The following is a 22,248-nucleotide window of genomic DNA, read 5'->3' on the forward strand; positions in this document are numbered from 1 at the left end:
CTCGCGCAACGTCATTCCTCTCTCTACGCTTCGAAGTCCTCATCGTCCGAATGAAGGCATGGTTCTGTCAGGTGTTGCCGGCCGTCGCGGGTGGTCCGCGGCGACCGGGTGGTAGAAGATGCCCGTAGTCCGGGCCGCCGCCGTCACACCCATGCCGATCACGGCACCCTCACCGGCGGGCAGGGCGCGGATGTGCGAACCGGCGTAACCCTCCGGCGTGAGGAAGCAGTCCCACACCGCGTGCCAGTCCCGCCGCTGCCCGGTCGACGGGTCGATCACCGGCTCACCCCGGGGCACGACCCGGCGCTGCACGATGGAGCCGTGGTCCGCGGCGAGCCGCAACGCACGACGCCACTGGTCGTCGTCCACCAGCCAGCCGGCCACGATGCCCGTCCCACCGAAGTCCGCACCGGGCTTGAGCATCAACTCGCCGCGGCGTGCCGCGCACTCGCCGAACAGGTCGCTGGTCACCGTCCGGGTCCACGGCAGCACGCTGTCGACCAGGCCGGTCTCCGCCGGGGTCAGCTCACCGCGCCCGGCCAGCTCCGCCAGCAGCGCCAGCGAGGTCTTGTTGTTGTACAGCTCCCCGGCCAGGGAGGTGTAGAGCACCACGGTGCCGTCGGCGTCGGCGTCCACCAGCGCGTCCACGGTCCGCCTGCCGGCCGGGTCGTCGAGGAAGTCGCCCACGCCGAAGTAGCGCAGCACGAGGTCGACGGCACGACCGTGCAGGGTGACCCGGCCGGCGGCGAACCCGACGTCGGCCAGCTCGCCGAGCAGCACCTCGACTCCGAAACCGGCAAGCATCTCCTGGAAGGACGTGGCCAGGTGCAGGTACGGTGCCATCGCGCCGTTGCCGTCGACGAAGGCGACCACGGGCGCGCGGTCGCCGCAGACCGGACGCGCCGCCGCGCGCAGCGCCCGGTCGACCCGCGCTCCGGTGTCGACGAAGTCCAGCCGGTGCTCGGCCGCGAACTCCTTGAACGCCGGCACCTGCAGCAGGGCAGCGGAGATCTGGGCCCGGTCCATCCCGCCGAGGGCACTGCCGACGTTGAACTCCAGCAGCCGGAAGGCGCTCCCGTCGTGGTAGAGGTCGGCCCGCCCGTACCGCTGTGGCCGGTCGGTGAACCGGGCGAGGTAGGCCGCCCGCCGTCCGTCCAGGCCCACCGCTGCGGCGTAGCGTTCCCGGTCGCCGTCGAAGAACCGGTCCGGCACCGAGACGATCAGGTCGAACAGCGCGTTGATCCGTTCGGCGAAGCCGAGGATCTCGGTGTCCGGCACGAACATCGGCCGGGGCAGGAAGCGTCCGCGCATCGAGGCGGTCAGCGCGGCGGGCAGCCTCGCCGCGGCCATCGCGTCGAGCAGCCCCCGGTCACCTCCGGCGCACCGGCGCAGGTAGTCCTCGGTGACCGGATCGGCCGGCACGCCGCTCACGCCGCGCTCGCGGAGAACTGGAAGACCGCGGCGTTGCGCCGGGTGGGTCGGTACCGCGGGATCTCGTCGTCGATGGGCATGGCCCGTAGGCTGCTGCCGGCGTAGCCGTGCGGGGTGAAGAAGACCCCCCAGGTCGCGGCGTACTCCTCGACCGCCCCGGTGGCCGGGTCGACCACCGGCTCGGCGCGACGGATCACCCGGCGCTGTACCAGGGCGCCGTCGGCGATGCCGGCGGCGAGCGCGGCTGCCCAGTCCTCGTCGCTGGTGTCCCAGCCCGGCACGATGCCGTCCGCCCGGAAGCTGCGCTGCTGCTTGATGATCAGGTCCGCGCGGTGTTCCCGGCAGTACCCGACCAGGTCCACGGTCTCGCCGTCGACCTCGGTCTCGGTGTCCAGCAGCAGCCTCGTCCAGGGCAGCACCCGGTCGATCAGCTCGGCCTCGTCGGTGCTGAACGCCGTCCGCAGGCGCGAGTCCGACATCAGGGTCAACGCCGCCTTGTTGTGGTAGAGCGAGCTGCGCAACGAGGTCCAGAGCACCACCCGGCCCTCGTCGTGGGCGTGGAAGACGCGCTCGGCGGCCTCGGCCACCCCCGGCTCGGTGACCATCTCGTTCTCGGTGAAGTGCCGCTGGATCAGGTCGATCCGCCGGCCGTGCAGGAACAGCCGCCCGGCGCGCTCGGTGATCTCACCGACGGTGCCCATGACCACCTGGAGGCCCTGCGCGGCCATCATCTCCACGTACGACTCGGCCTGCTCGACGTACGAGCCGAAGCCGGAGTCGGACTCGACCAGACCGATCACCGGGTCCGCTCCCCCGGTCACCCCCGCCGACGCCTCCCGGTACAGCTGGGCGATGTTCTCGCCCATGTGCACGTGGACCAGTCCGTGTTCGGCGGCGAACTCGGCGAACGCGTCGACCTTCAGCAGCATCCGGCCGATCTCGGAGTAGTCGATGCCGCCCTGCGCGCTGCCGACGTTGACCTCCAGCAGTCGCAGCGCCGTGCCGTCGTGGTAGGCGTCGGCCCGGCCGTACCTCGTCGGCCGGCCCGGGTACCGGGTGAGGATCGCGGCCCGCTGCCGCTCCATTCCCAGCGCGGCACAGTACGCCGCGACGTCACCGCCGAAGATCCGCTGGGGCACCGAGGTCAGCAGGTCGAAGAAGCCGGACAGGTCGACGCTGAACCGACCGATCACCTCGTCGGCGACGAACAGCGGGCGGGGCAGCAGGTGGCCGGTGTTCGCGGCCAGGAACGCCGGCCCGAACGGGGCCTTCGCGATCGCGTCGAGCAGTGCCCGGTCCCCGCCGAGACACCGTTCGAGGTAGGCGTCGGTGACCCGGTCGGTGGTGATGGTGGTGTCGGTCATGGTCGGTCGTCCTCCTTGGTGACCGGCGCGCCCGGGTAGGCGCTGTCGAAACTCGTCATGGAGCGCAGCGGGGAGAACACGATGGGCAGCCAGGCGACCGCCAGCCCGACCGCGGCGATCCACAGCACGGGCCGGACGCCCAGGAGGGTGGCCAGCAGGCCGGCCAGCGCGGCGGCGACCGCCTCCATCCCGTTCATGACGAACCGCATGGTGGCGTTCATCCGGCTCAGCAGGTGGTCCGGGGTGACCCGCTGGCGGAAGCTGACCAGCACCACGTTGTTGTGCCCGACCCGGAAGATGATCACCGACCAGGCCGCGGAGGCCACCCACTGCCAGGGACCGACGTCCATCATCGGCACCAGGAAGCCGAACGGGATCCCGACCAGGCCCAGGATCCACAGTGACTGGCCGGCCCCGAGCCACCTGCAGACCCAGGTGGCGGTGGAGACGCCGAGCAGCACGCCGAGCCCGCCGAAGGTGAAGAACACCCCGACCGCGCCGCCGCCGAGCCCGAGTTCCCGGACCAGCACCAGCGGCACCGCGACGATCGCGAAGGTCAGGAACAGGTTGGTCAACGCGCCGGCGACGACGATGGGGCGTAGCAGCGGATGACCCCAGACGAACCGGATGCCCTCCCGGATGTCCGGGATCAGGCGGGCGTTCTCCGGCCGCTCCGGCCGCGGCTCACGGTGCCGGACGCCGCCGAGGAACAGCGCGGACCAGGCGAAGGTGACCGCGTCGATCAGGATGGCGATCGGCGCGGAGAGGAACTGCACGATGTATCCGGCCAGGCTCGGGCCGACCAGCGTGCTCGTCGCCTCCACGCTGCTCAGCCGGGAGTTGGCCGCCAGCAGGTCCCGACGGCCGACCAGCAACGGCAGGTAGCTGCGGGAGGCGACGTCGAAGAAGACGTCACCGACCCCGGTCAGCAGCGTCACCAGGTAGAGCTGTTCGATGGTCAGCACGTCCAGCGCCCAGGCCAGCGGGATCGAGCCGAGCAGCAGCGCCCGGCCGAGATCCGCCGAGACCATCACCCACCGCTTGCGGGTCCGGTCCAGCAACGCGCCGGCCGGCAGGCCGACGGTCAGGAAGGCGACGAACTTGAGCATCCAGAGCATCCCGACCTGAGCCGCCGAGGCGTCCAGGACGATCACCGCGACCAGCGGCAGGGCCACGAAGGTGATCTCCGAGCCGACGTGGCTGAACGTCGCCGCCGCGAACAGCCGGCGGAATCCCTGGTTGCCCCACAGGTCGCCGGACTTCTCCTGCTCGCCGGGGGTCTTGGTCACCGTCATGAGACGTGCCACCGCACCGTGTCCAGCGCCTGCTCGCAGCGCCGCACGGCCTGGGCCGCGTCGGCACCGGAGGCGACGACCAGGCCCATCCGGATGTCCCAGCCGGTCCGGATCTCCACCACCGGGTCACCGACGTCGAGCGGCAGCAGCACCCCGATCTCCGCCTCGGCCAACTCCTCGAACAGGCCGGGGAAGCCGAAGGCCGGCGTACCCGGTGGCACCCGGCGCACCGCGGCACCGAGCCGGGCCAGCTCGTCGAGGCCCTCGATCGCGGTGACCACCCCGGGCGGCGGGGCGAACACCCGCAGGGCGGCACCGCCACGCACCGTGGGCGGTCGGGCGGGAAACTCGGTGAGCCCCAACGGCGCGCCAAGGAACAGCCGGTTGACGTCGATGCCGTAGGCCCGGCGAACCACCTCCGGGATGCCGAGGCCGGCCATCCGGTTGTGCGTCTCCATCAGCCGGGGACCGGCTTCGGTGATCACGTACTCGGTGTGGGAGGGCCCGTCGGTCACGCCGATCGCGTCGAGCAGCCGTACGGTCAGCTCGCGCATGGCCGCCTCGTGCGGGCCGACCACCCGCGGTGGCGCGGTGATGCCCACCTCCACCAGATGGTCGTTGATCGTCTCGTCGGTCAGCCCGAGGGTCAGGTGCCGGCCGTCGACCGAGAACGCCTCGACCGTGGCCAGCGGGCCGGTCAGGTACTCCTCCGCGACGGCCTCGCGGTAGCCCGCCGCCGCCATCGCCTTCCACGCCAGTTCCGCCTCTGCCGCGCCGTCGACGATGTGCACGTCGGCGCTGCCCGAGCCGTCCACCGGCTTGAGCACGACGCGGCCGGCCAGCAGGCTGGCGAACTCGGCGGCGTCCCGGCCGCCGCGCACCAGCCGGGCCCGTACCGGGTCGATGCCCTGCTCGGCCAGGAGACGCCGGACGGCGGCCTTGTTCTTGACGGTACGGGCCGCCCGTACCGGCGTGTGCGGGACGCCGAGGGCCTCGGCCACCTCCGCGGCGGGCACGGTGCCCAGGTCGGTGGTGCAGAGCACCCGGTCGAAGGGGCGGGCCCGGTGCAACGGGGCCAGCACCTCGACGATGGCCGCGCTGTCGGTCGTCGGGGCGTGCACGATGCGCTCGCAGAGCGCGGCGAACTCCGGCTCGTACCGGCCCTCCTCGTGCACCAGCACGACGTCGACGTCCAACTCCCGTGCGTACTTGACCGCGTGCAGACGCCCGCCGATCACGGCTACCCGGGGCATGTGGTGCTCCCTTCTCTCGACGGTGCTCCTCACGCCGGCTCGGTCTCCAGGCGGACCATGCGGGTCAGCTCGTGGAACGTGGCGTCCAGGTCGTCGACCGACGGCGCGACGAAGATCAGGTGACCGTGTCCCTGGAAGGTCCTCGGCGGCACCGCCAGCAGGTCACCGGGTGCCCGGTAGATGTCGATCTCGGCGACCCGCTCGTCGGCGCGCGCCTCGTCGATGCCGTGCGCCGCGACCAGCCGCCCGGGCCGGGCCGGGAAGATGTTCCAGAAGCCGACCGCCGTCGGCCGCTCGCGCGGGGCGATCACCGGGGTCCGGCCGGTGGCCAGGTCCAGGGCCGCCGCCACCAGGTCGACACCGGTGCTCAGCAGCACCGACCGGCAGATGGGCCCACCGCCCAGCCGGGCCGCGGCCTCCAGCAGCACCGGTTCGACGCCGTCGCGGAGGCGGAACTCGACGTGGCTGCCCCCGACGGTGATGCCGAGCGCGGCGTGCACCTCGGCCGCCGCCCGCCCGGCGGCCTCGGCCACCTCCGCCGGCAGTCTGGTCGGCGTGCAGGCGTAGACCTCCTCGAAGGTCGGCCCGGTCGGCAGCGGCTTGTCGTGGATGGCCACCGGGTGGGTGACGCCGTCGACCACCAGCGACTCCACACTGATCTCGGGGCCGGGCACGAACTCCTCCAGCAGCAACGCGCCATCGTGTTCCCGTTCGGACCGCTCACGCAGGGGGTCCTTGCTGAACCCGGCCCACGCGCCGGCCCGGAACGCGTCGAAGTGGGCGGTCAGCTCGGTCCGGTCGGCGACGCTGCGCACGAACATGCTGCCGGTGCCCAGGACCGGCTTGAGCACGAGCGGGAAGCCCACGTGGTCGGCCACGGCGAGGGCCTCGGCCACGGTCCGGGCGAGGCCGAAGCGGGGCTGCGCGACGCCGGCCGCGGCGGCGGCCTGCCGCATCCGGAACTTGTCCCGGGCCAGCTGGGCGGTGCGTTCGCCGACCCAGGACAGGTCGAACTCGTGCGCGACCCGGGCCACCGCGGGCACCAGCGCCTCCGCGAAGGTGACCACGCCGGAGACCGGCGCGCTCTCCGCCTTCACCGCGGCGAGCACCTCGTCGACGTCACCGACGTCCACCGGTACCACCCGGTCGGCGAAGTCCGTCTCCCAGCTGGCGTCCGTCATCAGCAGCACCAGCTCCTCCCCGTGCTCCGTGGCGTACCGCCGGGCCCGTTCCAGGTGCCGCCGGCGGCTCAGGTTGGTCTTGTGGACGACGACGATGCTCATGGGTTCCTCCGGGGCTCAGGTGGTCATCCGGTGAGGGCGGCGCCGACCTCGGCCACCCCGGCGCGCAGGTCGTCCTCGTCGATGACCAGGGGTGGGAACAGGTGGACCCGGTTGGCGGCGACGAACGGCCACACGCCACGCGCCCGGCAGGCCCGTAGGATCTCGACCATCCGCGGGTGCGGCCGGCCCGGTGCGTCGTAGGGCACCAGCGGCTCCCGGGTGGCCCGGTCCGCCACCAGCTCGATCGCCCAGGCCAGGCCGGTGCCACGGACCTCACCGACCACCGGCAGCCGGGCGGCGAGGTCGTCCAGCAGCGGCCGGACCACGGTCGCCCCGAGCCGCGCGGCCCGCTCGATGAGCCCCTCGTCGCGCAGGACGCCGATCGAGGCCACGATCGAGGCACACGCCAGCGGGTGCCCGGAGTAGGTCAACCCGCCCGGGTACGGCCGTTCGGCGAAGTGGTCGGCCACCCGTTCGCCGACCACGACGCCGCCGACCGGGACGTACCCGGAGTTGACGCCCTTGGCGAAGGTCGTCAGGTCCGGACGGACCTGCCACAGGTCGCTGGCGAACCAGGCCCCGCAGCGGCCGAAGCCGGTCATCACCTCGTCGGCGATCAGCAGGATGCCGTGCTCGTCGCAGAGCGCACGGACCCCGGCCAGGTAGCCGTCCGGCGGGACCAGGACGCCGTTGCTGCCGACCACCGGTTCGACGATGACCGCCGCGATGCTCGCCGGCCCCTCGTACGCCACCAGCCGGCGCAGGTGGTCCAGGGCCCGGTCGCGCTCCTCGGCGTCGGTGCTGGCGTGGAAGTCGGAGCGGTACCGGTACGGTCCGGAGAAGCGGACGGTACCGGCCCCGGTCGTCGGCAGCGGCCAACGCCGGGGGTCGCCGGTCACGCCCATCGCCCCCTCGGTGGCCCCGTGGTACGACCGGTGCGCGGCCAGGATCTTCGGCCGGCCGGTGGCCACCCGGGCCATCCGCAACGCGTGCTCGACGGCCTCGGCACCGCCGGTGGTGAACAGCACGGACCGGCTGCCGGCCGGGGCGACCTCCAGGATCAGCCGGGCCGCCTCGTCGCGCACCTCGGCGCGGAAGGACGGGGCGAGCGTGCAGAGCCGCCCGGCCTGCTCGCGGATCGCGGCGACGACCGCCGGGTGCTGGTGTCCCAGGTTCAGGTTGCCGAGCTGGGAGTGCAGGTCCAGCCACCGCTCGCCGGCCTGGTTCCAGAACCAGGCGCCGGCGCCGCCGGCCACCGTCTCCTGTGCCACCTTCGCCTGCGCCGACCAGGGGTGGAAGACCGGGTCAGACACCATGACGATCCCAGTACGCGCCGAAGATGGCGTTCTCGTCGGGCAGCCGCTCGCGGACCGGCCGGGAGATCGTGGTGCGGTTCATGAAGTGCCGCCAGGTGACGTTCTCCGACTGGGTGCTGCCGCCCCAACTGCCGCTGGCCAGGATCGAGGTGAACGGCAGTCCGTTGTCGAAGTTGCCGCTGTTGCCCGCGCCGGTGGACTGGTTGACCAGCACCCGCGCCACGCCGATCCGCTCGGCCAGGAGGCCGACCCGGTCGGTGCGGCCGGTGTGGATGCCGCAGCTGTGCCCGCTGCCGCAGTGCCGGATGACGGCGTCGACGGTGTCGACCGCCTCGGTGAAGGAGTCGTAGGCGACCATCGTCACCACCGGTGAGAGCTTCTCGCCGAAGAGCGGATCGGTCACGTCGACCCGGTCGAAGGGGACGATCAGCCCGGTGGTCTTGGCCGGGTCGGCCAGCTCGATGCCGGCACGGGCGGCCAGCGCCGCGGCGGGACGGCCGATCGCCGCCCGGTCGAGTTGTCTGCCGTCCGGCCACATCACCCGGCGCAGCCGGGCCGTCTCGCCGGGGTCGCAGGTGTGCATCCCGAGCGCGCGCAGCCTGTTCTCGAACTCCGTCACGACCTGCCGGGACACCAGCAGGTTGCTCTCCGAGGAGCAGGACGTGCCGTTGTTGTAGCTCGCCCCGGCACCGATCTTCTCGGCGGCGAGGTCGAGGTCGGCTGTCTCGTCGACCACCACCGTCGGGTTGCCGACGCCGGCGCCGATGGCCGGCGTACCGCTGAGGTAGGCCCGCCGGACCGTGCTGGCTCCGCCGGAGGCCACCACGAAGTCCGCGGCCCGCATGATCTCCTCGGCCGTCCGCCGGGTGGCGGGCCCGGCCCGCTGGATCAGGTCCGGCAGGGCCCCCACCTCACGCAACGCCGCCCGCATCAGCTCGATGGTGAAGTCGACGGCCGCCTGGGCCGACGGGTTCGGGCTGCAGATCACGGCGTTGCGGGTCTTCAGCAGTTGCAGGCCGGTGCAGGCGACCGCGGAGCACGGCGCGGTCGCCGGGGTTATCAGCGCCACCACGCCCAACGGCTTGGCCAGCGTGCGCAGTCCGAGTTCCGGGTGCTCCTCCAGCACCCCGACGGTGGTCGCGCCCTGCATGTCGCGCAGCGTGCCGAGCACCCGCTTGCGGTGCAGCGCGTACAGGTGTTCGGGGTCGCCCAGCCCGGTGTGCTGGTGGGCCATCGCCGCCATCGTGCGGGCGTTGTCCTCGCGGTAGCAGGACCATCCGACGGCCGCGACCAGTTCGTCGACCCGGTGCTGCGGCCACGAGGCGAACTCGTCCTGAGCTCGACGGGCGCGGTCCAGAACCCCTTCGACACCGGTCTGCACAGATGGTCTCCTTCGATGCGCCGGGCGGCCGAACTCGCATGTTCACAGCCATCCGGAACCGCTACCTCATCGCGGACAACAGTTTGCCGGATGCCGGGTGAATGGGGCTCTGAAAAAGGCTGCGGGGTACCGTTAAGCGTCACTTCACAGATCCGAAACGACCTCGAAGTGCAGTTATGCCGAGACGGGAATCCGTTAAAAAAGTCTCGACATAGCCCCATTTGGATCGCCGCGATCGCCACCCGAAAGCCGCAGAGCGGGCCATAAAGCAACACTGAACAATATTGTCCACAAACTTTTAGGAGTTCCCGGGGCCGGATTAGGGCAGGATGACGACAAAGCCCGTTCCGGATCGCTCAAGGGGTTCCCTGGATGTCAACGATCGTGCTCGGCGGCGACCTGCCGCTCCACCGCCTCGGCTTCGGCGCGATGCACCTCACCGGACCGGACGTGTGGGGGCCGCCCGCCGACCCGGCAGCCGCGCACGCGGTCGCCCGCCGGGCCGTCGAACTTGGCGTGAATTTCATCGACACGGCCGACTCGTACGGGCCGGGCAGCAACGAGGAGGTGCTCGCCGACGCGCTGTTCCCCTACCCGGAGGGACTGGTCATCGGCACCAAGGTCGGGCAGAGCCGGCCGTCGCGTCACGAGTGGCGCCCGCTCGGCCGGCCGGAGTACATCCGGCAGCAGGCCGAGCTGAGCCTGCGCCGGCTGCGCCTCGACCGTATCGACCTGTTCCAGCTGCACCGCATCGACCCGAAGGTCCCCGCCGAGGAGCAGTTCGAGGCGCTCAAGCAGCTCCAGGAGGAGGGCAAGATCCGGCACATCGGACTGTCCGAGGTGACCGTGGCCCAACTGGAGCAGGCCCGCCGGCAGATCGAGGTGGTGAGCGTGCAGAACCTCTACAACCTCAGCCAGCGCAAGCACGACGAGGTGGTGGACTACTGCGAGCGGGAGAACCTGGTGTTCATCCCCTGGGTGCCGATCGCCAGCGGCGACCTGACCCGCTCCGACGGCGCGTTGGGCCGGATCGCCAAGCAGCTCGACGCCACCCCCGCCCAGGTCGCCCTGGCCTGGCTGCTGCACCGGTCACCGGTGATCCTGCCGATCCCCGGGACCAGCTCCATCGCTCACCTGGAGGAGAACGTCGCCGCCGGGTCGCTGGAACTCACCACCGAGCAGGTCGCGGAGCTGACCGCCGAGACCGGCTGAGCGAGCGGGGCCCGCCGGCGCAACGGGAGCACGGCACGCTCCCGCGGGTCGCCCGATCCGTCTTGGGCACGGTCGCCGAGTTCGCCGGCGGTGGCCACGAGCGCGTCGACCGTGGCCCGGACCGCCGGCCGGTTGCCGGTCTCCGCCCGCCACACCACGTACACGTGCCGGGCGAGCGTCGGGGTGATGCGGACCAACCGCACCCCCGGCGGCACCGGATCGCGGCCCAGCCTGGGGATCAACGCGATGCCGAACCCGGCGGAGACCAGCGAGAGCTGCGTGGCGTACTCCGCCACCGCGTGCTCGATGTGCGCGTTGACGCCGTACTCCCGAAGCGTCAGCCGCAGCCAGTCGCCGCACACGGTGCCGCGCGGCCAGCTCACCCAGGTGTCCCGGGCCACCTCCGCGATGTCCAGGCTGACCCGGTCGGCGAACGGATGGTCGACCGGCAGCGCCAGGTCGACCACGTCGTCCAGCAGGCTGGCCCGTTCCAGGTCGCCGGTCAGGGACAGCGGCGAGTTGAACGAGTCCTGGACGACGGCGATGTCGACGTCGCCGCGCACCACCCGCGGGACCGAGTCGATCGGATCCTGCTCGTGCAGGACGATGCGCAGCTGCGGAAACGCCGCGCGCAGCCGGGACATGCTGCTCGGCACCAGGCCACGCGCCGCGGTCGGGAACGCCGCGATCGACATCTTCCCGGTGACCGCACCCCGGTGGTCCTCCAACGCGGTCACCGCCACGTCGACCAGCGACAGGATCTGCTCGGCATGGTCGACCAGCAGCTTGGCCGCCTCGGTGAGACGCACGCCCCGGCCGTGCCGCTCCAACATCACCTGACCGACGTCGCGCTCCAGCTTGGCCAGCCGCTGGGACACCGCCGAGTTGGTGATGTGCAACGCCTCCGCCGCGGCGTTGATGGAGCCGCCCGTCGAGACCGCGTGCAGCGCACGCAGCAACGTCAGTTCAAGCATGGCTCCCACCTCCCGAACCCGGCCGGCCGCTCACCGACATTCAAGCAGCGGAATGAGTAGTCGCGCCAGCACGTAGCGCAGCAGGGGGTCGTGTGGGGGATGCCGGCACAGCCGTGCCGCGCGCCGACATGACCGGACGGTGCCGACGGCCGGACCGTCCGGGCCGGTCGAGACTGTTGCGCGACACTCCCGCTGCCGGCGCGGCCCGGTGCGGATCTCCGGTCAGCGCCGTCCTGCCGCGGCAAAGCCCGGAGCCGGCCGGTCCGGCCCGAGATCCCGCGGGCCGAGACCCCCGTCAGGACCGTCGCGCCACGCCTGGTCGGTCCGACGGTGACGCGGGCGGGAATGCTCCGACCGTTACGGAGGATACTCGTCATGGGGTGTCGACGCTGGCGAGGACGGCGTCCCAGGCCAGTTCGGCGGCGACCGTACCCAGCCGTAGGGACGGGGCGGGCACCGTCACCTCGTCGGTCGTCAGAGCGAACAGGGTGTCGCCGTCGGCGATGGTGTGGAAGGGCTGGATCGCCCGGTGCATGGAGCTGTGCACCTGGGTGGCGAACTGGGCGAGTTCGGTGTCGGTCATCCGGACGTTGGTGACCACGGCGGTCAGGGTGGTGTTCCCACCGGGCGGTGCGAGGTCCGGCGTAGCCGCCGCGATCAGCTCGGCGTAGTCCTCGGCCGGGTGGCGACGCCGGCCGGTCTCCGGGTCGAGGTTGCCCCGTACGACCTCACCGGCACGGTCGACGACCACGCCCATGGCATTCACCACGGTCAGCACCAGCAGCCGGGCTGCGCCGACCCGGGCGAAGGCGGCACCCTGCCCGCCCCACTCGGCGCGGGCGTTGTCGACCTTGCCGACGGTCGCGCCGACACCGGCGCCGACCCGCCCCACGGCCACCCGGTCGGTGCGTACCGCACGCAACCCTTCGGCACCGAGCTGGGCGTCCGGGTAGACGGCGTTGTCCCGGGGGGTGAAGTCGTAGACGACGGCCCCGGACACCACCGGCAGGCTGCCGAAGTCGGTCGCGTAGCCGTTGCGGCGGAGCAGTTCGTCGTAGACGCCGGACGCCGCGGCGAGGCCGAAGCTCGACCCGCCGGCGAAGCACAACGCATGATGGTACGGAAACCCACCGCTGACCCCCACTGCCCCGCCCCGCTTGTCCACGGCCGTACGCGCACCGCCGGGAAGGCTGAGCACGGTGACACCGGTCGGCCCGTCGGGATACTCGGCGGTGCCGATCGCCACGCCGGGCAGGTCGAACTCGACCCATCCGTCGCCCGCCGCGCCGAGCACAGCGGGTCGGTGCCGATGGTCGTTGCCGATGGGTGACGACGTACGCGGTGGGGCCGGCTGGTGCTTGGACATGAGACTCACCGTCTTCCGTGGGTGGTGTGGTGCCGTGTTCCGACCGGTGTCCGGTTGCCTAGACTGGGCTGATGGCTCGTCCGGTCACGCTGCACGACGTCGCACGCCGGGCGGGAGTCGGCAAGTCCACGGTCTCCAATGTGCTGTCGCGTTCCGGCAGGGTCTCCGAGGCGACCCGGGAGCGGGTCCGCGCGGCGATGGCGGAACTGGGCTACGTCCCCAACCGCGCGGCCCGGCAGTTGCGGGGTGGCCGCACCGGCATCATCGGGGTCTACGTTCCCGGCGTGCCGTCCACGTCGGAGTTCTACATGCGGTTCGTCTTCGGCATCATGGAGCGGGCCGCCGCCCGTGACCGGGACGTCACCATCCTGACCGCCTCCGAGCACCGGTCGCCCCGCGCGCTCGACGGGGTGGTCGTGGCCGACCCGCACCGGGACGACGAGTTCGTGCCGGTCCTGATGCGGGGCGGCATGCCGGTCGTGTGTTTCGAACGGCCCCCGGACGGCATGCGCCCGGAGGTCGTGCTCTGGGCGGACCACCACCGGGCGGTCACCGGGCTGCTGGACCGGATGGCCGTCGTCGGTGCCCGGCGTCCCGCCCTGGTGGCACCACCGGAGACCGGCGACTGGGCGGCGCAGTTGGCGGCGGGGTACCGCGACTGGTGTGCCCGGCACGGTGTGCCCACCGTGGTGGCGCAGCATCCGTGGGTGCCCTCGCCGTCGGAGGTGTTCCGGGCGGTCGAACAGGTGCTCGCCCAGCCAGGGGTGGACGCCCTGGTGTGCGCCTCGGTGGACACCGCCCCGACGGCCGTGCAGGTGCTGCACCGGCTCGGCCGCCAGGTCGGGCGGGACGTCCTGTTGGCGAGCGCCACCGAGTCGAGTGCCCTGCGGCTGGGACAGCCGCCGATCACCGCGCTCGACCTGTCGCCGCTGGATGCCGGACGCCGCTGCGCCGACCTGCTCGACGACCTGATCGGTGGCGGCCCGGGTGGGATCTACGAGCACCCGGTCCACCTGTGGTGGCGGGACTCCACCCGGGGGTCGCAGCCGGTCACCGCGTCATCCGTTCCAGTGCCTCCTCCATCCGGTCACCGGCTTCCACCGGGTTGAGCCCGGCCGCGAGACCGTCCTGGTAGACCTCGTCGAGGAGGGGACGGAAGCGGGCGTAGCGGCGTTCCCAGTCGGCCGCGTCGGTGCGCCAGTAGCCCACGCAGACGGCGCGGTCGCGGGGCAGCCGGTGCACGGTGCGCAGCACGGACCGGGCCTGGCGGCACTCGCCGGCCTCCCCCGCGACCCAGACGTAGCCGGGGCCGTCCGGCAGGGTCATCTCCCGCAGCCGGTCGACGAGGCTACCCGCCTCATGGCCGTTGCCGACCCCGACCCGTACGTCGACGTGCACGGCGGGATCGTCGCCGGCGGCGGCGAACAGGTCGCGGGCGTCGGCCATGTCCGGCAGGTCCACCAGCACCCGTACCGGGACGCCGGGCGTGCGTTCCGCGACGATGCGGGTCGCGGCCGGCAGCCCGGCCAGGTCGGCGGCGAGTACCAGCCATCGGGTGTCCGCCGGTGGGCGGAACCAGGCCCGGCAACGCCACAGCAGGAGACCGGTGCCGGTTTCGGCCCGCCGCGCCCAGGACGTGGCGGGGCCGTGGTCGTGCAGGGCGAAGTCGATGGTCAGCCGCGCCCCGACCGGGTCGACGGCGCGGATGGAGTAGTTACGACCGGTGGGCGGGTACTGCTCGTCGTGGTAGCCCCACACCTCGCCGCGCGAGGTCATCGGCGGTGGGGCCGGCTCGCCGGGGCGGGGGAAGTAGAGCGTCACCGACTCGTCCGGTACGCCCAGGGAGGGAAAGCGGGCGAGGCCGGGACCGCCGAGGACGACCCGTTGCAGGTGCGGGGTCAGCCGCCGGACCTCGTGCACGGTGGCGGTCCAGAAGCCGGGCCGGGTGAGCGTGTCGGTCATTTCGCGCTGTACTCCGAGTCGGTGGCCGGGTCCCCGTCGACCGCGGCGGTGAGCGCGGGGACGATCTTGTCCAGTACGTAGGGCAGGCTCAGTACGGAGGCGAACGCCAGCGCGCCGTTGGCCTCGGTGCCGAGGAAGACCTCGCGACGCTGGGTGCGTACGTCCAGCCGGGTGTAGAGCGGGTCGCCGAGCAGCGCGGTCACGCCCGGGTCGGCGGCCGCCTCGGACCAGACGGCGACGTCGACGTCCGTCAGGTCGAACCGTTCCCGGCTGATGGTGGCGGACTGGTTGGCGTTGTCGGTGAGCGCGGTCACCTCGGGTGACATGGTCAGCCCGAGGTCGAGCAGGACCTTCGAGGCCGTGGTCTCGGGGCTGAACAGGTAGTACTGGCCCTCGTACGTGGAGGCGAACACGGTGCTGGCACCCTTGAGGCGGGGATGCGCGCCGGCTACCGAGGCGATCCGCTGTTCTAGTTCGGCGACGAGTGTCTCGGCCTCGGCGCTGCGACCGGTGATCTGTCCGGCGGCCCTGGTCATCTGCTGCCAGGTCACCGCCCAGCTGCCGTCCCCCGTTGGCTGGGCGACGGTGGGGGCGATCTTCGTGAGCAGGTCGTACTCCTGCCGGGACATGCCGGAGGAGAGCCCGACGATGACGTCGGGGCGTAGCGCGGCGATCTGTTCGTAGTCGAGTTCGGCTCGGGCCAGGACCTCCGGCCTGGCCTCGCCGAGCCGCCCACGGGCCCACGGCCAGGTCGCGTTCGGCATGTCGCCGTACCAGTCGCGGATCGCGACGGGCACCTCGCCGAGGGCGAGGAAGTAGTCCTGTTCCTTGAGGCCCACCACCACGATCCGCTCGGGCTTGGCGGCGACGGTGGTCGCGCCGAAGGCGTGGCTGAGCGTGGTGGGGAACGCGGCGCTGGACGATCCGGACGCCGGGTCCGCCGGGCCCGCCCCGCTTCCGGCGCAACCGCCGGCCACCAGCGTGACGAGCGACAGTGCGGCGGCGGTCAGGAGAGTTCTCAGCCGGCGTGGGCGGGTGTGTGACATGGCATTCGATCCTCTGAGGGGCGGCGGAAAGAGATATCCCAAGGACTTAGGGTAGGTTTACCTTAGCCAGCGATGGAACGTTCCACCATGAAGTGAGTCACAGTGTCGGTCGCCACCCCCACCGGCTTACGCCGCCCCCGCCTGCTCGCCGCCGGGCTGCTCGCCTGCGCCTTCGCCCTGCTGGCAGCGATCGCGGCCAGCCTCGTCGTCGGCGCCCTGCCATTGCCGCCCGGCACCGTGTGGAGAGAACTCGTCGCCCACGGCGACAGCGAGGCGAGTCTGATCATCTGGCAGGTCCGGCTACCCCGTACGGCGATCGCGATCTGCGTCGGAGCGGCACTGGCGCTCGCCGGCATCCTCATGCAGGCGCTGACCCGCAATCCCCTCGCCGACCCGGGGCTGCTGGGCGTCAACGCCGGTGCCGCCGCCGCCGTGGTCGCCGGCATCCTCGCCGGGGTGGCCAGCCAGCACGGCCACCTCCTACTCGCCCTGCTCGGCGCGGGCGTCGCCGCCGGCCTGGTCACCGTCATCGGCGGCACCCGAGGCCCGGGTACGGCCGAAGACGGCCGGCTGGTCCTGGCCGGCGCGGCCGTCGGCGCCTGCCTGACCGGTGCCGTCGCCGGTGTCACCCTGCTGAACCAGACCGCATTCGACAGGTACCGCTTCTGGGCCGTCGGCAGCCTCGCCGACCAGCCGCTGTCCACCCTGCTCACGGCGGCACCGGCGTTGCTCGCCGGCCTGGCCGTCACCGTGACCGTGATCCGACCGCTGGACGTGCTGCGCTTCGGCGACGACGGGGGAACCGCCCTCGGCGTCAGCCCCGGCCGTACCCGGCTGCTCGCGTTGGTCGCCACCACCCTGCTCTGCGGCGGCGCGACCGCCGTGGCCGGCCCCATCGGCTTCCTCGGACTCGCCGTCCCCCATGCCGCCCGCGCGATCTGCGGCCCCCGGCTCGGATGGACCGTCGCCTACAGCGGCCTGCTCGGCCCGATCCTGCTGATCACCGCCGACGTGATCGGCCGGCTCCTGGCCCGCCCCGGAGAGATCGAGGTCGCGATCGTGATGGGCGCCATCGGCGCCCCCGTGTTCATCGCCCTGGTCCGCGCCCGGAGGATTCCCCGACCATGACCACCGCCCCCACCAGCGGTCCGGGCCGACGTACGCTCCGTCGGCAGACCCGCCGCACCACTCTGGCCTGCCTCGTCGTGCTCGTGCTCAGCGCCGGCCTGGCCGTCGGTGCCCTGGCCAGCGGCCGGTACGCCACACCGCTCGACGAACTGTGGCCGGTGCTGACCGGAGGCGGCGACCCCGGCCTGCGGTTCGTCCTGTTCGAGCTGCGGCTGCCCCGGATCGGCACCGCACTCGCCGTCGGGGCGGCCCTCGGCGCGGCTGGCGCTCTCTTCCAGAGCGCCAGCCGAAACCCCCTGGGCAGCCCCGACATCGTCGGCTTCACCGTCGGCGCTGCCACCGGAGCCCTCGTCGTCCTGCTGGTTCTCCACGACACCCGACTCACCCCGGCGGTGGGCGCGGCTCTCGGCGGTGCCGCCGTCGCCGGGGCGGCACTGCTGCTCGGCGGGACCGGGCAGCGCCTCATCCTCGTCGGGATCGGGCTGTCCGCCCTGTTCACCTCCGTCAACGCGTACCTGCTGACCCGCGCTGAGGTGACCGACGCGCAGAACGCCGCCGTCTGGCTCGTCGGCAGCCTCAACGGCAGCGGTCACCACCTGTCGCTGCTGCTCGGCGCGCTCGCCGTGCTGCTGCCGCCATCCGTACTGGCGGCCCGGGGACTGCGACTCATCGAGAACGGCGGGGACAAGGCACTCAGCCTCGGCGTACCCGTCCGCCGCCAACGTCTCACCGCGACGGCCCTGGCGGTCGCGCTCACCGCCGTCGGTGTCGCCGGCGCCGGGCCGGTGGGCTTCGTCGCGCTGGCCGCCCCCCACCTGGCCCGCCGGCTCACCCGGGTCGCCGCTCCCCTGGTGACCACGAGCGCGGTACTCGGCGCCGCCCTGCTGCTCGCCGCCGACCAGCTCGCCCAACGACTCGTCCCCGGGCAACAGCTGCCCGTCGGCGCGGTCACCGGCGTCGTCGGCGGTGGCTACCTGGCTCTCGTCCTGGCCTGGACCTGGCGAGGGAGAACCAGGTGAGCCGCCCCCGTCTCGCACCGCATCCGCCGCCTCGGAGGCAACCATGACCACCCCACCCGCGATCGAGCTGGACTCGGTCACCGTCGGCTACGACCGTCGAACCGTCTGCCGGGACGTCTCCCTACGGATCACCGAGGGAAGCTTCACCGTCTTCATCGGACCGAACGGGTGCGGAAAGTCGACCCTGTTGCGTACCGTCGCCCGCGTGTTGCGGCCGAGCGAGGGCCGGGTCGCGGTCCTCGGCCGCGACATCCGCGGCTACAGCCGGCGACAGTACGCCCGCACCGTCGGGCTACTCCCCCAGGGCATCGAGGCACCGGCCGGGATGGCCGTCACCGATCTGGTGCTACGCGGACGGCATCCGCACCGGTCGGCGCTGAGCCGCTGGACGTCGCAGGACGAACAGGCGGTCACCGCGGCGCTGGCCGTCACCGGGACCACCGAGCTCGGCGACCGGATGCTGGCGGAACTCTCCGGGGGCCAGCGGCAACGCGCCTGGTTGGCCATGCTGCTGGCGCAGGACACCCCGATCCTGCTGCTCGACGAACCGACCACCTACCTCGACATCGCCCACCAGTACGAGGTTCTCGACCTGCTTGCCGACCTGCACGCCGGTGGACGAACCGTGGTCGCCGTCCTGCACGACCTCAACCAAGCGGCCCGCTACGCAACCGACCTGGTGGTGCTGCGCGACGGTCACGTCACCACGACCGGTCACCCGTCGACGGTGCTCACCCCGGACCTCGTCGCCGAGGTGTTCGGGCTGTCCTGCCGGGTCGTGCCCGATCCGGTGACGGGCACGCCCGCGGTGTTCCCCGAATCCTCCCGCCGTACGTCTACGACCCACCCACGGTCCGGGAGCTGATCGGCGAAGCCACGACGCTGACCGGCCCGGACAGCGCCACCATGATGACCTTCGCTGACAAGGCCTACCACTCGCGGCGATGCGTGACGAGCAGCCCTGGTAACCAACAGCGAAGCACATTGTCACGATCGCCGGGGCGAGGCCCGCTGACTCCGATCCGGCAACGTCAAATGTGATCCCCGAACCTTGAAATGTAACGCGGGTGCAGTGACATTTCGTGCATCGCCGAGGACTTGGACGATCTGATACGTACGCTGCGCGAGTCGGACGGGGACACCGCCAATGTCGAAGTCAAGGCCACATCCACAACGTTCCCCGGCAGCTGCGCGGCAAGGCCTCGTGCACCATAACGGCGGGGCCGGAGTGCGGTCCGGCCCCTCTACGTGCGAGTCACAGTAGCAGCCATCGATCACACCACGTACGGTCGATGCACAGCCCTGGATTCGTGCGGACTCCGGGCAGCACCTCGTGCGGGAGGAGCATCGTGGCCGACTACATCGGACTGCGCATCTCGAAATGGCGAACGACCGCCGGCCTCACCCAGCAACAGCTCGCCGATCGGGTCGGAGTGAGCGGCCCGTACATCGCCATGATCGAAGGTGGCAAGCGTGCCGTGACGAAGCGGTCCCTGATCATCGCACTGGCGACCGCCCTGGGTGTGCGGGTCGAAGATCTGACCGCACAGCCCCGGCAGCCTCGTGACGCCTCCGAGTTGGCCGTCTACTCGGCTGCCCCCGGGATTCGGCGGGCGCTCGACGAGGATCCGGACGGCCCACTGCCCGACGTCGACGACGTTGTCCGGCGAGCCCAGGAGGTCATGCGGGCCCGGATGGCCTGTGACTACGTAGCGTACGCTGCGATGCTTCCCGGCCTGGTCACGGACACTCGACAGCTGGCCCGCGTGGCGGCGACGGAGCGACAGGGCCTGTCCCTCTTCGTTCGGGTGGCGTTCGCTGGCGCGGTCGGGCTCAAGAGCCTCGGGCACGTCGACCTGTCCATGCGGCTGGCCGAGCGCGCCCAGCTCGCCGCCGGCCAGCTCGGTGAGCCCGACGAGATCGCAGCCGCCAACTTCGCCACCGCCCAGGTCGCGCTGACCGGCGGGTCGCAGCGGCGCTCCCTCACCCTGGCCGCCACGGCGGCCGAGCAGGTCGGCGACACTGCCACCGGGGACATGGCCTCCTGGTACGGGCTGTTGCACCTGCACGCGGCGATCTCCGCCGCAGGCCTCGGCCGCAGTGACGATGCGGCCACCCACTACGCGGAAGCGGATGACGCACTGCGCCGGGCGAACGGGCCGGACCGGTGGCGGATGGAGTTCTCGCCAGCGAACGTGACGACGTGGCAGGTGGCCATCGCCCTGGAGAACGGCGAGCCGGAGCGGGCGCCGGAGTACGCCCGGCGCGTCGACCGGACCGCCCTACGGGCGTCTCAGCGGAGGGCTCGTCTGCACATCGACGCTGGCCGGGGCCACTACCTTGCCGGCGACAGCGAGCGGGCCGTGCGACAGTTCTTGGCGGCAGATGACATCTCGGCGCAGGAACTACGGTCGCGTACGCAGGTACGGGAGATCACCGGCCAGATGGTGCGGGACGCCCGCCGACGCGGATCAGATGAGCTGCGGGACCTGGCGGTGCGACTCGGGATCGATCCGCTAGACCCGGACAATTCCTAACTGACTGTTAGGAACTCGTCACTGAAGCCGCCCTACCTTCTCAGGTAGGGCGGCGGTGGCCCTTCCGATCCAGCGATGTGTGCAACCACCGCCGCCTCCAAATCTCTCCGGGGTGCGCGCCTGAGTAAAGCCGTTCCCCGGCACCAGACGTAGGGGATGGCGATGACTGAACGTGCCCAGCGGCAGCCCGATCCGGAGATACCGGCGAAGATTGTCGATCAGGTCGCCGAACGGGAGGCGGCCAGGCGGCGGATTCTCGATCAGGCCGCCGCCGAGCGGACTCCGCTCGACGACACCACGCAGGCCGTCCGCGTCGGACGGAGAGGTCGGCGGTGAGCGTCGACGAGCCGACCGACCCGCTCTCGATAGCCGTGGTCGCCCGTCGGGTCCTGGCCGAGCACGAGGCCGGTCACCCCTGCTGGCGGTGCACCGCCGACACGGTCGCCACCTGCCGCGAGGTGGACTGGTGGCGGGCTCAACTCGCCAGGGTGGCGTCGTGACCAACGATCTGCCGGTCGGCCGGCGGGTGGCGTACTGGCGGGCGCGGCGCAACATGTCGCAGCAGGTGTTCGCCGACCGCCTCGGCAAGTCCAAGAGCTGGGTCGACAAGGTCGAACGTGGAGTACGCCGCCTCGACAAGTGGTCGGTCCTCCAGGAGGTCGCCGACACCCTCGGCGTGACGGCGGACGTCCTCGTCGACGACACCAACCCGCCCACCCCGGTCGAGCCCATCAGCAACCCGGACGTCGGGGTCGACCCGGTTCGAGCGGCGCTCACCCGACACCCGGGCATCCTGCGGCTGCCCGCCGATCACGTTCCGGTTGACCCGTACAAGCATCGGGCGCGGATCGTGCACGCCGACGCCATGTACCAGCACGCCCAGTACCCGGCACTGCTCCGGTTACTGCCCGGTCTGCTCGATGACGGCCATGACCTGGCCGCCCGGGCACGGCCAGGGTTACAGGTGCGCACGTACCGGCTCACCGCCCTGGTCCTGGTCAAACTCGGCGTCCACGAGCTGGCGTGGCTGGCAGCCGACCGGGGTCTGTCCGTAGCCACTGCCACCGACGAACCACTCCTGGCAGCGGCAGCGGCCCTGCCCCTCGGCACCGCCCTACGGGCCGCCGGCCGGCACCGGGCCGCGTTCGAAACGACGATCACCGCCGCCCACCAGATCGCCCCGTTAACCCCTGATGCGGGTACGCCATCCGAACGGTCAGCCTGCGCGGCGCTGCTCGTCCAGGCCGCGCTTGCCGCCGCCGAACACGACGACCCACCCACGGTCCGGGAGCTGGTTGCCGAAGCTACGACCCTGACCGGGCCGGACAGTCCGGAGCGGGCGGCGGTCGAGGCGGCTCGGGTCACCGCAGCGGTCGCGTTGGGAGACGTGAGCGGTGCCGTGGAGCTGCACGCCGCGCTGGCCGTACAAGATCGATGGTGGAGTTTGCCCGTCGAGCACCGGGCGGCGTACCTGATCGACATGGCACCGGCACACCTGGCCACCGGCGATCCGGCAGCGGCCGGGCGGGCACTGCTGGACGCCGACCGACTCGCACCCGCCGAGGTACGGGTACGCCCCGCCGGGCGAGCGGTCCTGGCCGAGGTCCTGACCGGGTCGCCCCGGCCGAGCCCACACCTGCTGGCCGTGGCGCAGGCCGCCGGCATGCGCGGTGCGTGGTGA

General features: G+C 72.0%; 20 protein-coding genes. 9 read left to right on the plus strand and 11 right to left on the minus strand.

What is annotated here, in order from left to right; all coding sequences use genetic code 11:
• Window positions 1–39: 39 nt before the first annotated feature.
• From GA0070617_RS22350 to GA0070617_RS22380, 7 genes are read right to left on the minus strand one after another with little or no spacing between them, the layout of a single operon-like run.
• Entirely contained in the window at window positions 40–1,431 is a 1,392-nt protein-coding gene (locus GA0070617_RS22350; RefSeq protein WP_091442082.1) for a hypothetical protein, read from the minus strand.
• Window positions 1,428–2,795 (minus strand): hypothetical protein, encoded by a 1,368-nt coding sequence (locus GA0070617_RS22355; RefSeq protein WP_091442086.1) that lies wholly within the window; start codon window positions 2,793–2,795, stop codon window positions 1,428–1,430. The genes GA0070617_RS22350 and GA0070617_RS22355 overlap by 4 nt, the downstream gene beginning before the upstream one ends.
• Window positions 2,792–4,090 (minus strand): MFS transporter, encoded by a 1,299-nt coding sequence (locus tag GA0070617_RS22360; protein WP_091442090.1) that lies wholly within the window; start codon window positions 4,088–4,090, stop codon window positions 2,792–2,794. The genes GA0070617_RS22355 and GA0070617_RS22360 overlap by 4 nt, the downstream gene beginning before the upstream one ends.
• A complete protein-coding gene (locus tag GA0070617_RS22365; protein ID WP_217628867.1) occupies window positions 4,087–5,343 on the minus strand; it encodes an ATP-grasp domain-containing protein in 1,257 nt (418 codons plus the stop codon). Before GA0070617_RS22365 ends, GA0070617_RS22360 begins: the two co-directional genes overlap by 4 nt.
• 29 nt (window positions 5,344–5,372) lie before the next feature.
• Window positions 5,373–6,626, minus strand: a complete 1,254-nt coding sequence (locus GA0070617_RS22370) for an ATP-grasp domain-containing protein (RefSeq protein WP_091442093.1) — start codon at window positions 6,624–6,626, stop codon at window positions 5,373–5,375.
• Between the two features lie 23 nt (window positions 6,627–6,649).
• Window positions 6,650–7,942: an aminotransferase class III-fold pyridoxal phosphate-dependent enzyme gene (locus GA0070617_RS22375; RefSeq protein WP_091442096.1), complete on the minus strand. Its 1,293-nt coding sequence runs from the start codon at window positions 7,940–7,942 to the stop codon at window positions 6,650–6,652.
• Window positions 7,932–9,323 carry an aldehyde dehydrogenase family protein gene (locus GA0070617_RS22380; RefSeq protein WP_091442100.1) on the minus strand — a complete coding sequence of 464 codons (1,392 nt, stop codon included), beginning with the start codon at window positions 9,321–9,323 and terminating at the stop codon, window positions 7,932–7,934. The genes GA0070617_RS22375 and GA0070617_RS22380 overlap by 11 nt, the downstream gene beginning before the upstream one ends.
• A gap of 372 nt (window positions 9,324–9,695) precedes the next feature.
• Between GA0070617_RS22380 and GA0070617_RS22385 the strand changes: the two genes are divergently transcribed.
• Entirely contained in the window at window positions 9,696–10,535 is an 840-nt protein-coding gene (locus tag GA0070617_RS22385) for an aldo/keto reductase (protein ID WP_091442103.1), read from the plus strand.
• Here the strand turns inward: GA0070617_RS22385 and GA0070617_RS22390 are convergent.
• Together GA0070617_RS22390 and GA0070617_RS22395 are read right to left on the minus strand one after the other, a co-directional pair.
• The gene (locus GA0070617_RS22390; RefSeq protein ID WP_091447038.1) at window positions 10,454–11,509 is read right to left on the minus strand and encodes a LysR family transcriptional regulator; all 1,056 of its coding nucleotides are present in this window, start codon (window positions 11,507–11,509) and stop codon (window positions 10,454–10,456) included. The genes GA0070617_RS22385 and GA0070617_RS22390 overlap by 82 nt on opposite strands.
• A 373-nt stretch (window positions 11,510–11,882) precedes the next feature.
• Window positions 11,883–12,875, minus strand: a complete 993-nt coding sequence (locus tag GA0070617_RS22395) for a P1 family peptidase (RefSeq protein ID WP_091442108.1) — start codon at window positions 12,873–12,875, stop codon at window positions 11,883–11,885.
• 71 nt (window positions 12,876–12,946) lie between these two features.
• Between GA0070617_RS22395 and GA0070617_RS22400 the strand changes: the two genes are divergently transcribed.
• A complete protein-coding gene (locus tag GA0070617_RS22400) occupies window positions 12,947–13,984 on the plus strand; it encodes a LacI family DNA-binding transcriptional regulator (RefSeq protein WP_091442112.1) in 1,038 nt (345 codons plus the stop codon).
• Here GA0070617_RS22400 and GA0070617_RS22405 read toward each other — a convergent pair.
• Both GA0070617_RS22405 and GA0070617_RS22410 read right to left on the minus strand, forming a co-directional pair.
• Entirely contained in the window at window positions 13,926–14,837 is a 912-nt protein-coding gene (locus GA0070617_RS22405) for a siderophore-interacting protein (RefSeq protein WP_091442115.1), read from the minus strand. The genes GA0070617_RS22400 and GA0070617_RS22405 overlap by 59 nt on opposite strands.
• Window positions 14,834–15,883, minus strand: coding sequence for an iron-siderophore ABC transporter substrate-binding protein (locus GA0070617_RS22410; protein ID WP_091442118.1), 1,050 nt, complete (start codon window positions 15,881–15,883; stop codon window positions 14,834–14,836). Before GA0070617_RS22410 ends, GA0070617_RS22405 begins: the two co-directional genes overlap by 4 nt.
• Before the next feature lie 102 nt (window positions 15,884–15,985).
• Here GA0070617_RS22410 and GA0070617_RS22415 point away from each other — a divergent pair, with 102 nt between their 5' ends.
• From GA0070617_RS22415 to GA0070617_RS22440, 7 genes are all read left to right on the plus strand, one after another.
• Window positions 15,986–17,011 (plus strand): FecCD family ABC transporter permease, encoded by a 1,026-nt coding sequence (locus GA0070617_RS22415; protein ID WP_091442121.1) that lies wholly within the window; start codon window positions 15,986–15,988, stop codon window positions 17,009–17,011.
• Window positions 17,008–18,030 (plus strand): FecCD family ABC transporter permease, encoded by a 1,023-nt coding sequence (locus GA0070617_RS22420; RefSeq protein WP_091442124.1) that lies wholly within the window; start codon window positions 17,008–17,010, stop codon window positions 18,028–18,030. The genes GA0070617_RS22415 and GA0070617_RS22420 overlap by 4 nt, the downstream gene beginning before the upstream one ends.
• Before the next feature lie 43 nt (window positions 18,031–18,073).
• A complete protein-coding gene (locus GA0070617_RS22425) occupies window positions 18,074–18,895 on the plus strand; it encodes an ABC transporter ATP-binding protein (protein WP_091442128.1) in 822 nt (273 codons plus the stop codon).
• 484 nt (window positions 18,896–19,379) lie between these two features.
• Window positions 19,380–20,567, plus strand: coding sequence for a helix-turn-helix transcriptional regulator (locus tag GA0070617_RS22430; RefSeq protein ID WP_229688460.1), 1,188 nt, complete (start codon window positions 19,380–19,382; stop codon window positions 20,565–20,567).
• 162 nt (window positions 20,568–20,729) lie between these two features.
• Complete coding sequence (locus tag GA0070617_RS30755) at window positions 20,730–20,903, plus strand: hypothetical protein (protein ID WP_175440623.1); 174 nt, start codon at window positions 20,730–20,732, stop codon at window positions 20,901–20,903.
• Window positions 20,900–21,067 (plus strand): hypothetical protein, encoded by a 168-nt coding sequence (locus tag GA0070617_RS30760; RefSeq protein ID WP_175440624.1) that lies wholly within the window; start codon window positions 20,900–20,902, stop codon window positions 21,065–21,067. Before GA0070617_RS30755 ends, GA0070617_RS30760 begins: the two co-directional genes overlap by 4 nt.
• Window positions 21,064–22,248 carry a helix-turn-helix domain-containing protein gene (locus tag GA0070617_RS22440; protein WP_091442136.1) on the plus strand — a complete coding sequence of 395 codons (1,185 nt, stop codon included), beginning with the start codon at window positions 21,064–21,066 and terminating at the stop codon, window positions 22,246–22,248. Before GA0070617_RS30760 ends, GA0070617_RS22440 begins: the two co-directional genes overlap by 4 nt.

This window comes from Micromonospora yangpuensis (assembly GCF_900091615.1).
Lineage (GTDB): Bacteria > Actinomycetota > Actinomycetes > Mycobacteriales > Micromonosporaceae > Micromonospora > Micromonospora yangpuensis.